Source organism: Streptomyces sp. NPDC002499, from assembly GCF_053595415.1.
In genome coordinates this window covers 569336-581944 of the sequence record NZ_JBSFXO010000006.1, presented here as the reverse complement: position 1 = coordinate 581944, position 12609 = coordinate 569336, and the positions used below count along the sequence as shown (strand labels likewise).

Annotated in this window: 14 protein-coding genes, 1 tRNA gene and 1 other RNA gene; 6 read left to right on the top strand and 10 right to left on the bottom strand. The window is 68.3% G+C overall.

Features of this window, described 5'->3' with window-relative positions:
* Complete coding sequence (locus ACWD5F_RS19855; protein WP_451255897.1) at positions 1 to 2415, bottom strand: DNA polymerase III subunit gamma and tau; 2415 nt, start codon at positions 2413 to 2415, stop codon at positions 1 to 3.
* 136 nt (positions 2416 to 2551) lie between these two features.
* An RNA gene (ffs, locus tag ACWD5F_RS19850) (signal recognition particle sRNA small type) lies at positions 2552 to 2650 on the bottom strand.
* A 72-nt stretch (positions 2651 to 2722) separates the two neighbouring features.
* On the opposite strand from ffs, the gene ACWD5F_RS19845 reads away from it, so the two are divergent.
* Both ACWD5F_RS19845 and ACWD5F_RS19840 read left to right on the top strand, forming a co-directional pair.
* Positions 2723 to 2810 (top strand) — tRNA-Ser (locus ACWD5F_RS19845).
* Positions 2811 to 2915: 105 nt separating this feature from the next.
* Positions 2916 to 3443 (top strand): DUF402 domain-containing protein, encoded by a 528-nt coding sequence (locus ACWD5F_RS19840; RefSeq protein ID WP_451255895.1) that lies wholly within the window; start codon positions 2916 to 2918, stop codon positions 3441 to 3443.
* Between the two features lie 223 nt (positions 3444 to 3666).
* On the opposite strand, the gene ACWD5F_RS19835 is transcribed toward ACWD5F_RS19840, so the two are convergent.
* The 3 genes from ACWD5F_RS19835 to ACWD5F_RS19825 all read right to left on the bottom strand — a co-directional run bounded on the left by ACWD5F_RS19835 (position 3667) and on the right by ACWD5F_RS19825 (position 6127).
* Positions 3667 to 4311, bottom strand: coding sequence for a hypothetical protein (locus ACWD5F_RS19835; RefSeq protein WP_451255893.1), 645 nt, complete (start codon positions 4309 to 4311; stop codon positions 3667 to 3669).
* A 610-nt stretch (positions 4312 to 4921) separates the two neighbouring features.
* A complete protein-coding gene (locus ACWD5F_RS19830; RefSeq protein WP_451255891.1) occupies positions 4922 to 5383 on the bottom strand; it encodes a PH domain-containing protein in 462 nt (153 codons plus the stop codon).
* A 276-nt stretch (positions 5384 to 5659) separates the two neighbouring features.
* Positions 5660 to 6127: a DUF4240 domain-containing protein gene (locus ACWD5F_RS19825; protein ID WP_451255993.1), complete on the bottom strand. Its 468-nt coding sequence runs from the start codon at positions 6125 to 6127 to the stop codon at positions 5660 to 5662.
* A gap of 198 nt (positions 6128 to 6325) precedes the next feature.
* Between ACWD5F_RS19825 and ACWD5F_RS19820 the strand changes: the two genes are divergently transcribed.
* Positions 6326 to 6574, top strand: coding sequence for a DUF7660 family protein (locus tag ACWD5F_RS19820; protein WP_451255889.1), 249 nt, complete (start codon positions 6326 to 6328; stop codon positions 6572 to 6574).
* A 109-nt stretch (positions 6575 to 6683) separates the two neighbouring features.
* On the opposite strand, the gene ACWD5F_RS19815 is transcribed toward ACWD5F_RS19820, so the two are convergent.
* Entirely contained in the window at positions 6684 to 6827 is a 144-nt protein-coding gene (locus ACWD5F_RS19815) for a hypothetical protein (RefSeq protein WP_451255887.1), read from the bottom strand.
* A 60-nt stretch (positions 6828 to 6887) separates the two neighbouring features.
* On the opposite strand from ACWD5F_RS19815, the gene ACWD5F_RS19810 reads away from it, so the two are divergent.
* Both ACWD5F_RS19810 and ACWD5F_RS19805 read left to right on the top strand, forming a co-directional pair.
* On the top strand, positions 6888 to 7172 hold the full coding sequence (locus ACWD5F_RS19810; RefSeq protein ID WP_451255886.1) for a hypothetical protein: 285 nt from the start codon (positions 6888 to 6890) through the stop codon (positions 7170 to 7172).
* 487 nt (positions 7173 to 7659) lie between these two features.
* Complete coding sequence (locus tag ACWD5F_RS19805; RefSeq protein WP_451255884.1) at positions 7660 to 8310, top strand: DUF5994 family protein; 651 nt, start codon at positions 7660 to 7662, stop codon at positions 8308 to 8310.
* Positions 8311 to 8563: 253 nt separating this feature from the next.
* Here the strand turns inward: ACWD5F_RS19805 and ACWD5F_RS19800 are convergent, their stop codons facing one another.
* Positions 8564 to 8962 (bottom strand): DUF5994 family protein, encoded by a 399-nt coding sequence (locus ACWD5F_RS19800; protein WP_451255882.1) that lies wholly within the window; start codon positions 8960 to 8962, stop codon positions 8564 to 8566.
* 78 nt (positions 8963 to 9040) lie between these two features.
* Positions 9041 to 10042 carry an acyl-CoA desaturase gene (locus ACWD5F_RS19795; protein ID WP_451255880.1) on the bottom strand — a complete coding sequence of 334 codons (1002 nt, stop codon included), beginning with the start codon at positions 10040 to 10042 and terminating at the stop codon, positions 9041 to 9043.
* Positions 10043 to 10301: 259 nt separating this feature from the next.
* On the opposite strand from ACWD5F_RS19795, the gene ACWD5F_RS19790 reads away from it, so the two are divergent.
* Positions 10302 to 10646, top strand: a complete 345-nt coding sequence (locus ACWD5F_RS19790) for a hypothetical protein (protein WP_401719775.1) — start codon at positions 10302 to 10304, stop codon at positions 10644 to 10646.
* A gap of 93 nt (positions 10647 to 10739) precedes the next feature.
* Here the strand turns inward: ACWD5F_RS19790 and ACWD5F_RS19785 are convergent, their stop codons facing one another.
* Both ACWD5F_RS19785 and ACWD5F_RS19780 read right to left on the bottom strand, forming a co-directional pair.
* On the bottom strand, positions 10740 to 11627 hold the full coding sequence (locus ACWD5F_RS19785) for a carbohydrate ABC transporter permease (RefSeq protein WP_401719778.1): 888 nt from the start codon (positions 11625 to 11627) through the stop codon (positions 10740 to 10742).
* Complete coding sequence (locus ACWD5F_RS19780) at positions 11624 to 12604, bottom strand: carbohydrate ABC transporter permease (protein ID WP_401719780.1); 981 nt, start codon at positions 12602 to 12604, stop codon at positions 11624 to 11626. The genes ACWD5F_RS19785 and ACWD5F_RS19780 overlap by 4 nt, the downstream gene beginning before the upstream one ends.
* Positions 12605 to 12609: the final 5 nt, after the last annotated feature.

Sequence of the window (12609 nt, the reverse complement as noted above, 5' to 3'; positions counted from 1 at the left end):
CTACTCGTTCGTGAACTCCTCCATCACCGTCGCGCCCAGCTCCCGCACGATCAGTTCGTGACCGGAGAGGGCCGAGTCGACGAGGTCGGGGTCGTCGTCCTCCGGGGTGTCGTCCTCCGGGGAGACGGGGGGCGGGGGTGGTTCCGGGGCGGGCTGCCGCGGGGGTGAGGCCTGAGTGGACTGGCTTGTCGACGAGGAGGGCGCGGGGGACGTCGAGGTGGACGAGGGCGCCGGGGATGCGGGGCGCTGTGCGGTGGGGGACGTACCGGCGCCGTATCCTCCGCCGCCTGTGCCACCCGTACCGCCGGCGCCGTTGTAACCGGAGGGGCCGGGAGGAGCGGTGGGCGGCAAGGGGGCCGAGCCGCCGGACGGGTCGACGATCGCCTCGACCTTCCACTGCACGCTGAACTGCTCCGCCAGCGCCTGCTTCAGCACGTCCTCGCTGCCGCTGCTGACGAAGTTGTCCCGCGCACCCGCGTTGACGAAGCCCAGCTGGAGGGTCGTGCCGTCGAAGCCGGCCACCTGGGCGTTCTGGCTGAGCAGGATCCAGGTGAAACGGCGCCGGTTCTTGACCGCTTCCAGGATGTTCGGCCAGAGCATGCGGGGGTCGAGGCCGCCGGTCGGGGGAGCGTAGGAGCCGGCGGCTGGGGCTGCGGGCTGGTGGTGCGGGGCGGGGGCGGAGGTCGCTGCCGGCGGCTGCGCCTGTGCCGGTGCGCTCGGCGCGGTCGGGGGCTGTCCGGCGCCCGCCTGGGTCGGCGTGGGCCAGCCGCCGGGGCGTCGGCCTCCACCGGCGGTGGCGGCGGTGGGCCAGGCGCCGGGGGCGGGAGACGGGGACGGCGGGGGAGGCGACGACTGAGGCTGAGGGTGTTGCTGGGGGTGCGACTGGGGCTGCTGGTCCGCGAACGGGGCTGCCGGGGCACTGGGCTCGGGGGTGGGCGTAGGCGCGGGAGCGGAGGTCGGTACGGGCGCGGGAGTCTGTGCGGGGGCCGGCGCGGGCGTGGCAGGTACCGTGCCGGAGGCCATCGGGCCGCCTCCGCCCGGTACCCCTTGCGCCCCTTGCGCCCCTTGCCCGCCCTGCGCACCAGGTCCTCGTACCGCCGCACGGGCAGCCGCGGCGCCGCCACCCGGCGGAATGGGCGCGCCCCCGGGCATGGGTGCTCCCCCGGCACCGGGCATGTGCGCGCCGGCGTGCGCGTCAGGACCAGGCACGTACCCCATCGCAGGCATGGCACTGGCGCCACCACCTGCGGAGAAGTTGACGCCCCGCTCCAGTCGGTCCAGTCGGGCCATGACGGAACTCTCGTCGCCGTATGCGGCGGGGAGCATCACGCGCGCGCAGATCAGTTCCAGTTGGAGGCGGGGCGAGTTGGCGCCGCGCATCTCGGTCAGTCCCGCGTTGACGAGGTCGGCGGCGCGGCTGAGTTCGGCGGCGCCGAAGGTGCCGGCCTGGGCCTGCATGCGCTCGATGACGTCGGCCGGGGCGTCGATGAGCCCCTTCTCGGCGGCGTCGGGCACGGCGGCGAGGATCACCAGGTCGCGCAGGCGCTCCAGCAGATCGGCGACGAAACGGCGCGGGTCGTTGCCGCCTTCGATGACGTGGTCGACGACCTCGAAGGCGGCGGCGCCGTCGCCGGTCGCGAAGGACTCGACGACGGAGTCGAGCAGCGAGCCGTCGGTGTACCCGAGGAGGGAGGTGGCCATGGCATACGTCACGCCCTCCTCCTTCGCCCCGGCGAGCAGCTGGTCCATGACGGACATGGAGTCACGCACGGAGCCCTGCCCGGCCCGCACGACGAGCGGCAGAACGCCGTCCTCGACGGGAATGTCCTCCTTGCCGCACACCTCGCCGAGGTAGTCGCGCAGGGTGCCCGGCGGGACGAGCCGGAAGGGGTAGTGATGGGTACGTGACCGGATGGTCCCGATGACCTTCTCGGGCTCGGTGGTGGCGAAGATGAACTTGAGGTGCTCAGGCGGCTCCTCGACGACCTTCAGCAGCGCGTTGAAACCGGCCGACGTGACCATGTGGGCCTCGTCGATGATGTAGATCTTGTACCGGCTGCCGGCGGGGCCGAAGAAGGCCTTCTCGCGCAGCTCACGGGCGTCGTCCACACCACCGTGGGAGGCGGCGTCGATCTCGATGACGTCGATGGAACCGGGCCCGTTGCGCGCGAGGTCCTGGCACGACTGGCACTCGCCACAGGGCGTCGGCGTGGGCCCCTGCTCGCAGTTCAGACACCGCGCGAGGATGCGCGCGCTGGTCGTCTTGCCGCAGCCGCGCGGCCCGCTGAACAGGTACGCGTGATTGACCCGGTTGTTCCGCAGCGCCTGCTGCAGCGGGTCGGTTACATGCTCCTGCCCGATGACCTCGGCGAACGACTCCGGGCGATAACGGCGGTACAGCGCGAGAGACGACACGCGTACGAGGTTATAGGCGCCCACTGACAACCAGCCCCGCCCGGCCCGAGCACCACCCGAGCCGCGAGCCACAACCGGGACGCGAGCGGCAAGCCACAACCGAGACGCGAGCCGAGAGCCGTAGTCGGGCCCCGGGAACGCAAGCGCCCCCCACGCACCCGCCAGAGCCAACCTACCCTTGCTGCCTTCCGGCCCTGGGGGAGTTCAGTCAGATAGCGCCGCGTGAGGGGCTCCGCACACAGTACCCGACGTCAGGGGCCGGGAACGAGTTCGCGAGCACTCCTCTCGGTCATGTAATGTTCCCGGCGGAGGATTCGCCTAGAGGCCTAGGGCGCACGCTTGGAAAGCGTGTTGGGGGCAACCCCTCACGAGTTCGAATCTCGTATCCTCCGCCAGTGCCTCACCGGGCACGATGTCGAAGGGCCCCACCGTTCGCGGTGGGGCCCTTCGTCGTTGTCCGTCTCAGAGGACCAGAGTTGCTCCGCCGCACGCTGGGTAGGGTGCTTGATGTGATCACAGACAGCGCTTCCGTGCTGGTCGATATCCGGAAGTACGACGGAAGTCTGAGCGCGCTGTGGACTGCTGCCCGGCTGGGTGAGGACGAGCACGGCGTGTGGTTGGGCACGGCGCGGGGCGTCCCCGTCCGCTCGGCCACGGGCGGCTGGACCAGCCGGTTCGCGTACGTGATGGTGGTCCCTCGCGGTGAGTGGTGGACCGCTACGTTCTGTGTGGAGCCGGGCCCCGAGATGTACTGCGACGTGTGCACGGTGCCTGAGTGGAACGCGGACGGGACCGTCCTGCGCACAGTGGACCTTGATCTCGATGTCGTGCGGCCTCATGGCGGCGAAGCCCGTATCGAGGACGAGGACGAGTTCGCCGAACACCAAATGCGCTACGGCTATCCCGACAGCGTGATCGGCAAGGCCCGGCAGACTTGTTTGTGGTTGATGGAGGCAGGCCGTCGCGATGGTGATGGCATCGAACCCTTCGCCTCGGTGTACCGCTACTGGCTCGACCTCATCGCGTAGGCCGGGGCACGGTCTCGCTCATCTCGCATCGAAATCGAGGAGGAACGGCTTGTGCCACGACCGCGCCCGATCGGGATCGGGCGGGGACCCACGGGGAACTGCGGTTGCCGGGAGGCCACACCCAGCAGACGTCGAGGTCAGCATCCCGCAGCAGGTCAGAGGTGCCAAGGGGCTTCCGGAGCCGTGTGCTTGAAGGTGGTGTGGTGGGTGGATGGCGGTGTGTCTACCCGATGCGCGGAGCAACTGCTGCCAGCATGACGTGGGTTGAGCCCGGATTGGCGACCGTGGTGGGGTCGACGCTGGATTCCTCCGCCACTGTCGTAGCCCAGCAGTCCCCCCAGGTCGCCGCCCAGTCGCCGGCCAAGTCGCTGCCGGGGTCGAGATCCTCGGGCTTGCCTGTGATGCCGTAGGCGTCGAGGAGTCGCCGTTCGATACCGAGCGGATCGCCCAGGGCGAGGGACGGGTACTCACTGATCCAACGCCGGAGGATCCGTCCCCCTTCGGCGATCAGCCATGCTTCTCCGTCGTTCTGCTCGCTGTGGAAAAAGAGTTGGGCTTTGCCGAAGCGGACGCTCAGCTCTCGGCACAGGTCGGTGATGTGCTCTGTCTGCTGCGGATAGGGCAGACCGAAGTAGGGGCCGATGGCCAGGGTCCATCCTCGTATGGGCGGAGTGACAACGACTGTTGAGAACGGCTCCTCTTCGTCATGCGCCACCTCGTCGATGAGCACTGCGCCGTCGGCCCAGGGGATCTCCTTCACATCCGTCAAACCGAGAGCTTTGACAACTTCGGCCTGTTCGACGGTCTCAATCGCAAGCCACGAGAGCCAACAGGCGCGTATGCGTGGTGCGGAATCGGATATCCCCATGGCCCGCATCGTAGGGAGCCGGACGCGTGCCAGATCTCACGGAGAGCCATACGGAACCGCGGGGGCCAGGACAGCGATCGCCCTTGCTCTGTTTCCGGTCCACCGCAGGTCGGAACAGCCACCGCTTCCAGGGCACCCAAGAGCGGCCTCGAAAGTGTCTGATTGCGTGACAACGCCGACGAACAGCGGCGGACAAGCGCGGACGTCTGCGAACCGTCAGCGCTACTGCGAGCCGCACCAGCCCAAGTCGCCCCCCATCCAAGTTGTTTCGGGGCGAAGAGGTCGGTTCGTTAAGGTGCGCGGCGTGACCGATGACGCATCGGCCTGTCCTGAGTGCAGCCAGCCCATGAAGTCCGGCGGCTTCCTCCTCTCTCGGCGGGAGGACGATGGCCGGCGGACCTGCCGGACGCTGTGGCGGTGCACTGGTCGGCATGTCTGGTGGCGCTGGGCCGACCGACCGGACGAGCCTTTGGAGGCCTGCCCAGTGCCGGAGCTGTTCCGCTGACATCCAACGCTGAAATCAACGACCCCGGACGGCGGAAACACACAGCAGCCAGTCGTGGGACCGGTGCATGAGCCGGATCTCGACGAGGCCGAGATCAGTGAACTCCTAAAGTGATTGCCGGCCGTGGAGTTGGGCATCAACGATCCGCCGCAGTTCGGCGAACCGGTCGTCCTGCCGAGTCCCACCGGCCAGATCGCTCAGGGCGTACGCCGTGTACGTGAAGGTGTCCGTGGTGTGGAACTGGGCGCCCCAGTTGCCGAGGCTTACCGCGGTGACGCGCGACCATGCCACACGTTGGGTGCCCCAGGGATTCACCATGATGATGGTGTCCGTCGTGAGTTCCAGGCGTACGCGAAGGAGCCCCCACCAGGCAAAGAGGCCGAAGCCCAGCGCGATGGCAGTAGCGATCCCAGCGGAGCCCGCGGAGTGCACGTCCGGGTGCGAAAGAACTCCCAGCCAGGCGAACAGCGCCCCGCCCGCTGGGCCGGCAGCCAGCACGTAGCCCAATAGCCGGCCAGACCAGGCGACCCGCCACACGCCGATGATGCCGTCTCGCACATCGTCCACAGCGTGAATGATCCTCGCCGGTGCCTCCCAGCGAAACCTCCGAGCGACGATTTCGAGACCATTGCCGAGCCAGAGCACCCAAACTCAGGTCTCGAAGTCGTGCTCAGGGCGAGGGCGTGAAGCTGGCGAAAAGCGGTAGGCCGTACCTCCGACGACGATGTGCCGAGATCCCTTGCGGCTCAGTGCCATGGCTCCTCCTCGACACGGCAGATGCCCCCGAAGGCCCCGGCGTCAGGAGGACCGACCTACGGGATCTCCGTCAAGCGGTGGTCCGCCTTACCTCCCCAGGTTCGGCCATCCAACTCTGTTGGAGTAGCTCTCGAAGCAGTACCGGGTTGAGCGGTCCCATTCCTTCCCGGTGGCGAGTTCGTATGCCTGGTCCGGCACATACAGCAGCCATTCCCCGTTGTACTCGGTGGAGGTGTACGGGGCGAACTTGTCGACGTCGAAGAAGACGCTTTCCCATACGGATCGTCCTGCGGCGACGACAGCGCAACGGGCATACAGGAACACGTCGCTGGACTGCGGGAAGGGCTCGCCGTTCCGGGCCGTCATGTCGACGACGGGAAGCATTCCGAACTTCTCCTGGTCCAGGCGGTACAGAGCCTCGGCATGTCGTTCCGCGAAGCCGACGATGTCGGGTACGGAAAGGCGGCTCAGATCCTCGGCCAGGCGCTGGCAACTCGCCTGCGTGGCTTCGCCGTTCAGGGTGGCTATCTGCGACCAGAAGGCGGCCCATGTCATTCTCACTGGCGCAGGATGCCAGAGCCCTCTGACATCCACGGCTGACGTCAACGGGGCCGGACGGCGGAATACGGCAGCGTCCCCGGGTGACCGTCGGACCAGTCGTCGACGGTCGCTGGGGGCGGGTGCAGACCGAACTCCTAAGTGGTACTCACCGGGCTCAGACCCACCGCAGACGTGCCAAGTAGGGTGCCGCTCATGACCACTTCTCCTGATCACGTCGACAGCAGAGAAGACCTGGCTGCCTTCGTCCGTGCGCTCCATCGGAGCCAGACCGAGGAGGGCCACTCATGGGAGAACGCGGACCTCGCGAGTTTCTTGGAGGCGCTGGCAGCATGGATCGACGACGCGGACGGCTGGTACAACAACGCCTCCCTCGATCTGCCCGCCAGCGGTGACTGGAGCTTCTTCGCACGAGCTCTACGAGCTGCGACCACCTACGAGTAGTCCGTCGCTCCGGGCGGACATATCGGGCCTTGGCAGGTTGGCCTGTGGAGCAGTTCCTAGGTCCGGTCGGTGCTCCGTCAGTTACGTCTAGGTCCACCCGGCGAAGGCGTCATACGAGGTCTACGTCCATACCGTTGAAGGCGTTGGGCATGAAGGGTTCCTCGACCTGAGCGAGTTCCCAGACCCACCGCTCCCGCACCGCGCCCGTGGCCTCCTCGGCAGCGGCCACCGCGTTCGACGGATCCTCGGCCATAGCAACGAGTCAGCCGAACTCCTCTTCGCCCACGTCGGCGTTGAGCGCTAGGGGGGTCGCATGTCGCGCGATACAGCCGAAGCAGAGGCGGGGATGAAGGGGATCACGTTTCCTGCCTGGCACGGAAAGCACTACGTGACCCTGGCCGAACTGCTGGTTCGCCTCGGCAGCTTCGGCCTGGACCTGACGTGGCGCGTCGAATTCGACGAGATCGTCGATCCTCGCTGTGTCGAGATGGAGAAGTTGCGCGCCCTCGTACGGGCCCTCGATCGAAGGATCCTGGCAAGGGCCAAGGTCATTCCTGCTGACAGCCTGGACGTGCCGTGGTGGCGAGGCCAGATCTAGGGCCATGGGCGGCGGAATGGGCGGTCGAAGCCTCCGGAGAGCCGAAGAGACGAAGAGACGGCCCTGACCTCATGGGCTGGTCTCTGAACACCCACCCCGAAGCGGGAAGGCATCCGCGGCCGAGAGCCCGAGTCGTGAGCACCGACGTGGAGCAAGGTTTCCGTTTCCGGGGCCGGACCGCCGTATCGGCGTGGTCAGGGATGACTGCCCAGGTCTCGGCCCCGACAGCAGCCGGAGCCCGCACACAGGCAGACCCCCGCCCCGCATGCACGCACGGAAGACCACACCCGCACCCGTTCCCCCACCCCGTCCCCCACCCCCGCCAAGGTGAGACCGCCTGCGAGAACGGTCCGTCTCGGCGCTTCGGGGAGTAGCGTGAGGTCATCGGGAGTACTTCGCGCACCGGCCCCGATGCCGGTGTCGTTCCCGGTGAGCCACGACACCGGGCGACTGCGCCTCCGCAGGGGTCCGGAGACAGGTTTGCGCGATGTCCGCGTCCAGCCCTCGTTCCCCGCTGCGGGCCGTCCCGTTCAGGGCCCCGATCGCCCGCCTCGCGCTGAAGTCCCAGAACCGTACCGACGGACCGACCGGGTTGGACGGTGCGTGGTGGCCCCGTACCCGTGACCTCGCGGGTGAACTCTCCACGCTGGCCGATGTGTTGGATCCGCTGTGGGGGCGGGTCACCCGGATCGCGGTCAATCGCCGCAACTGGCAGATCCTGCCGCCGCGGATCTTCGTCAACGGCCGTGTGGTGAAGGTGGGTTGGTTCGCCTCGGAGCGGCTGGACCCGAACCAGATCCTGCTGTTGTCCGGCACCGCCGGGCGCCGGGATCTGCTGGTGGTTCCGCCGGAGACCGACGCGTCCGTGGCCGCCCGTCTGATGGCCGCCGCGAGTACGGACACCGGTCCGGACACCGGTCCTGGTCCTAGTAGTGGTCCGGCACTGTCCGCGAGCGCGCTCTTGGCGGCGGAAGGGGTCTGCGGCAGCGAAGGGCCGGAGGTCGACGCCCCGGAGGCAGGGTCGGACGACTGGAATCCCGCGAGCCAAACCGCCGTCGCCGTCGCCGTCGCTCTTCCCGTCCCCGGCCGCGTATCCGACTCCCCATACGGGATTCAGCACCCCGCCCTGGGGATGTGACCGCCGTGATCACCGCCCTGGCCGTAAGTGCCCTGCTGATCATGGTCGTTGCCGGGACGCGTCTGTACTGCCGGTTCGACGCGCGTCACGGCGGACGCGTCGCCCGCCGTGGCCGGGCGGCGGCGGCAGCCGTGCGGGGCGGGTCCGGCCACCCATGAGCCCGCCACACCACCGAGCATCGACAGACCACCGAGCACCGGCACACCACCGCGCACCGTCACACCACCGCGCACCGCCCCACTACCCGACCCGCTCACACGGGATCGGCCGCCGCGGCCTCCATCAGCGGCTCCGCCTCCTCCGCCGTCGCCCCGGGAGGTACCACCAGCAGGTCCCAGCGGCCTCGGCCGGGGGTGAGCAGGACGATGGTGTGGGCGGCGGACGTGGCGAGGCTTCGATGGAGTTGTACGGAGCGGCCGGCGACGAGCATCTGGTCGGGGACCTCGGCCCAGGTCGAGCCGTTGACGGTGACGCTGGTGATGTGGCCCCATTTGCGCGGCAACCCGGCGAGCAGCTTGGGGAGTTCGGTGAGCAGGTCGTAGGAGCGGGGCCACCAGGCTCCGTCGATGGGGCGGGGATTGCCGCTGGGGGCGGCCAGTCGCAGGCGCAGGACAGGATGGGAGGGAAGCGGGGGCTGCAGTGCGGTGGTCATGAAGGCTCCTGTCAGCTGCCATGCGGATGTCAACGGCCGTGCGGATGTCAACTACCGTACGGAGAAGGGTGGTCGGCCTCAGGTGCGGCGGGCTTCCACTCGGTCCGGGGCCGGCCAGCGTACGTCGTGCACCCAGCCGAGACGCTCGAAGAGGCGGATGACCTCGGCCGAGAGGTCGATCTGGCCTCGGTCGACGCCGTGCCGGGCGCTGGTGGGGTCGGCGTGGTGGAGGTTGTGCCAGCTCTCGCCGAAGGAGAGCAGGGCGAGCGGCCAGAGGTTGGTCGCGCGGTCGTGGCGCCTGGTGCGGAACGGGCGCTCGCCGATCATGTGGCAGAGGGAGTTGACGCTCCACGTGACGTGGTGGAGCAGCGCGATGCGGACAAGTCCCGCCCACAGCAAGGCCGTTACGCCGTACAGCCAACTGCCGCCGATCGCCCAGCCGAGCCCGAACGGCAACGCGAGCGTGGCCACGCACAGGAGGGGGAAGGCGCGGGAGACGGCCTGGATGTCGCGGTCGGCGAGCAGGTCGGGGGCGTAACGCTCGGGCGGTGTCTGATCGTTGCGGAAGAGCCAGCCCACGTGCGCGTGCAGCAGGCCCCGCAACTGGCCGGTCAGATGGGTGCCGTAGCGGTACGGGGAGTGCGGGTCGCCGGGGCGGTCCGTGAAGGCGTGATGGCGGCGGTGGGTGGCGACCCAGCCGATGACATCGCCCTGGAAGCTCATCGAACCGGCGATCGCGAGGGCTATGCGCAGCGGACGGACGGCCCGGTAGCCGCCGTGGGTCAGACCGCGGTGGAAGCCGACCGTGACGCCGAGGCACGTGATCGTGTAGAGGACCGCCGCGAGGACGATGTCGACGGGGTGGATGAGCCTGCCCCACAGCAACCAGCCGGCGAGGCCGATCGCCACGAACGGCAGCACGACGATCACCGCGGTGATCGTCACGTAGATCCGCGCGGCGCCGTCGCGCGGGGGCGTCGGGTCGTCCGCCGGGAACGGGGACGTTCCGTCGTAGACCTGGGGCGACGGGACCGGATCCTCCGGTGCGACCGTCGTGGGGGTGAGCGAACTGAGCGGCATGCGTGGCTCCTCGGCCTGGATGCGTATGGCGCGGCCGGGGTCACGGGCAGCCCCTGTGAGGACGGGTGGCGTAGTGCGGAGGAAACGCTCCGGCGGACTCGCTCGGGCTCCGGGACGACGGTCCCGAACCGGTCCGAGTTCCGGCATACGAAAAACCCTGATCCCCTCCACCGTACTCCCGCCCGTGTAAGAACCGCGTCCGCCCGACAGCGGCTTCGCGTCGGCGCGGGCCCTACCGACAGGAAAGCGGTACTCGACGATGTACGACCAGACACGCGCCCAACAGCCCTCCGACCAGCCCCGCGGTGTATCGGGACGCCGTACCTCCGGCCCCGAACCGCTGTTCCCGCCGGGCGAGCGGGAGAAGATCGTGACGCGGCTGGGCCGGGCCCTCAACACGTTCCCCGATGCCCCGCACGAGTCGCTGGAGGAGGCCGAGGGTGCCTTCGACGAAGCCGCCGCCCAGGTGATGGCCGTCCTCTCCGGGCAGCGGCAGGCGCTGCGCGAGAGCTGGCAGGGGCAGGACCCCGAGACCCAGACCGCCGAACTCCACCTCGCGCTGCGGCAGTACCGGGAGCTCATCCAACGGCTGCTGCGGCTCTAGGTGTTCGCCGCCGGGGCTCCGGAATCGCCAAACCTCCTCGTGGACCAGGGTGTTGACCGGTCCAGAAGGAGGGAGGCGAGGGAGGAAACCGGCTCAGCCCTTGGCCGAGCCCAGGGTCAGACCGCTGACGAACTGCTTCTGGAGCACGAAGTACACGACCAGCGTCGGGATCGCGGTGAGCAGCGAACCGGCCGCGATCAGGTTCGGGTCGGTGAAGAACTGCCCGGAGAGGTTGTTCAGCGCCGAGGTGATCGGCATGTTCTCACCGGTCGAGATCAGGACCAACGCCCAGAAGAAGTCGTTGTAGATCCAGATCGACAGCAGGGTGCCCAGGGCCGCCATGGCCGGCTTGCACAGCGGCAGGGTGATCTGCCAGTACAGCCGCCACACCGAGGCGCCGTCCACCAGCGCGGCCTCGGTCAGCTCGTGCGGCAGCGAGCGCATGTAGTTCGACAGCACGAAGGCGCAGAACCCGGACTGGAACGCCACATGGATGAGCACCAGACCGAGCGCCGAGTCGTACAGCTTGCCGCTCTCGGTGATGCCCGGGAGGTTCGTCAGCAGGTACATCCGGTACAGCGGGGTGATGATGACCTGCTGCGGCAGCAGGTTGCCCGCCGTGAAGACCAGCAGCAGCGCCAGGTTGACCCGGAAGTCGAAACGGCTGACGTAGAACGCGACCATCGACGACAGGAGCAGCGTGATCAGCACGGCCGGGACCGCGATGATCAACGTGTTCACGAAGTAGTGGGTCATGTCCGACTGTTCGAACGCGTTCTTGAAGTTGTCGAAGTTCAGCGTGTGCGGCCAGGACACATAGCCGCGGTCGCTGGTCTCGCTGTAGGGACGCAGCGCCGAGAAGATCGCCCACAGCAGGGGGGCGACCCACGCCAGAGCGGTGCCGGCCAGGAAGACGTGCAGCAGGACGCGGGCCGGACGGATCGGGGTGCGCTGCTTGGGCGCCGCGCTCACGGTGCTCATGCGCGCCGCTCCTTCCGGAAGGTCGCGATCAGATAGGGAATGATCACGATCAGGGAGATGAACAGCAGCACCACCGCGATCGCCGAGCCGTAACCGATCCGGCTGGACTCACCGATGATGTTGTTGGTCACCAGGATCGACAGCAACTCGGTTCCCTGCGCGCCCTTGTTGAAGACGAAGACCAGGTCGAAGGCGCGGAGCGCCTCGATGATGGTGACGACAAGGACGACCGTGTTGGTCGGGCGCAGGGTCGGGAAGATGACGCTCTTGAACGTCTGCCACTCGTTCGCGCCGTCGATCGCCGAGGCCTCCCGCAGCGACGGGTCGACGCTCTTGAGGCCGGCCAGGTACAGGATCATCATGTAGCCGGTGTGCCGCCAGGACGCGGCGACCAGCACGGCCCACAGGTTGAGGTCCGGGTCGCCGATCCAGTCGATGTAGTGGCCCGGCTTGTTGGCGCCGATGAGGCTGTTGATCAGGCCCGTGTCCGGGTTGTAGATCAGCTGCCAGACGAAGCCGATGCACGCCAGCGAGATGACGACGGGCAGGAAGAACGCCGTCTGGTAGACCCGGCTGAACCGGATCTTCTTGTCCAACTGCACGGCCAGGAGCAGGCCGAACGGCGTCGGGATCAGGATCAGCACGACGAACCAGATGACGTTGTGCTCGACGGCCGGCCAGAACTGCGGGTTGTCGGTGAAGAGTTGCTGGAAGTTGTCCAGCCCGACCCATTTGATCGAGTCGAAGCCGATGCCGTCCCAGCTGGTGAAGGCGAGGAGGATAGAGGCCAGGGCGGTCACCCAGACCAGGAGGACGTGCAGGATCGTCGGCACGCCGGCCATGAAGGCGAGCGTGATCCGGTCGCGGCGGGTCAGCAGGCGCTTGTGGCCCCGCGGTACCCGCTTCTTCTCGGACGCGCGCCCAGGAGGCGGCACGGCGGCCGCCTCCTGGGACTTCGTGGGGGTCTCGATTGTCATTCAGC

Excerpts from the sequence above, each read along its gene's own strand:
- ACWD5F_RS19810 (WP_451255886.1), top strand. The coding sequence starts at position 6,888 with ATGTCGCGCGATACAGCCGAAGCAGAGGCGGGGATGAAGGGGATCACG.
- ACWD5F_RS19780 (WP_401719780.1), bottom strand. The coding sequence starts at position 12,604 with ATGACAATCGAGACCCCCACGAAGTCCCAGGAGGCGGCCGCCGTGCCG.
- ACWD5F_RS19795 (WP_451255880.1), bottom strand. The coding sequence starts at position 10,042 with ATGCCGCTCAGTTCGCTCACCCCCACGACGGTCGCACCGGAGGATCCG.
- ACWD5F_RS19825 (WP_451255993.1), bottom strand. The coding sequence starts at position 6,127 with ATGACATGGGCCGCCTTCTGGTCGCAGATAGCCACCCTGAACGGCGAA.
- ACWD5F_RS19820 (WP_451255889.1), top strand. The coding sequence starts at position 6,326 with ATGACCACTTCTCCTGATCACGTCGACAGCAGAGAAGACCTGGCTGCC.
- ACWD5F_RS19800 (WP_451255882.1), bottom strand. The coding sequence starts at position 8,962 with ATGACCACCGCACTGCAGCCCCCGCTTCCCTCCCATCCTGTCCTGCGC.
- ACWD5F_RS19805 (WP_451255884.1), top strand. The coding sequence starts at position 7,660 with ATGTCCGCGTCCAGCCCTCGTTCCCCGCTGCGGGCCGTCCCGTTCAGG.
- ACWD5F_RS19835 (WP_451255893.1), bottom strand. The coding sequence starts at position 4,311 with ATGGGGATATCCGATTCCGCACCACGCATACGCGCCTGTTGGCTCTCG.
- ACWD5F_RS19815 (WP_451255887.1), bottom strand. The coding sequence starts at position 6,827 with ATGGCCGAGGATCCGTCGAACGCGGTGGCCGCTGCCGAGGAGGCCACG.
- ACWD5F_RS19790 (WP_401719775.1), top strand. The coding sequence starts at position 10,302 with ATGTACGACCAGACACGCGCCCAACAGCCCTCCGACCAGCCCCGCGGT.
- ACWD5F_RS19785 (WP_401719778.1), bottom strand. The coding sequence starts at position 11,627 with ATGAGCACCGTGAGCGCGGCGCCCAAGCAGCGCACCCCGATCCGTCCG.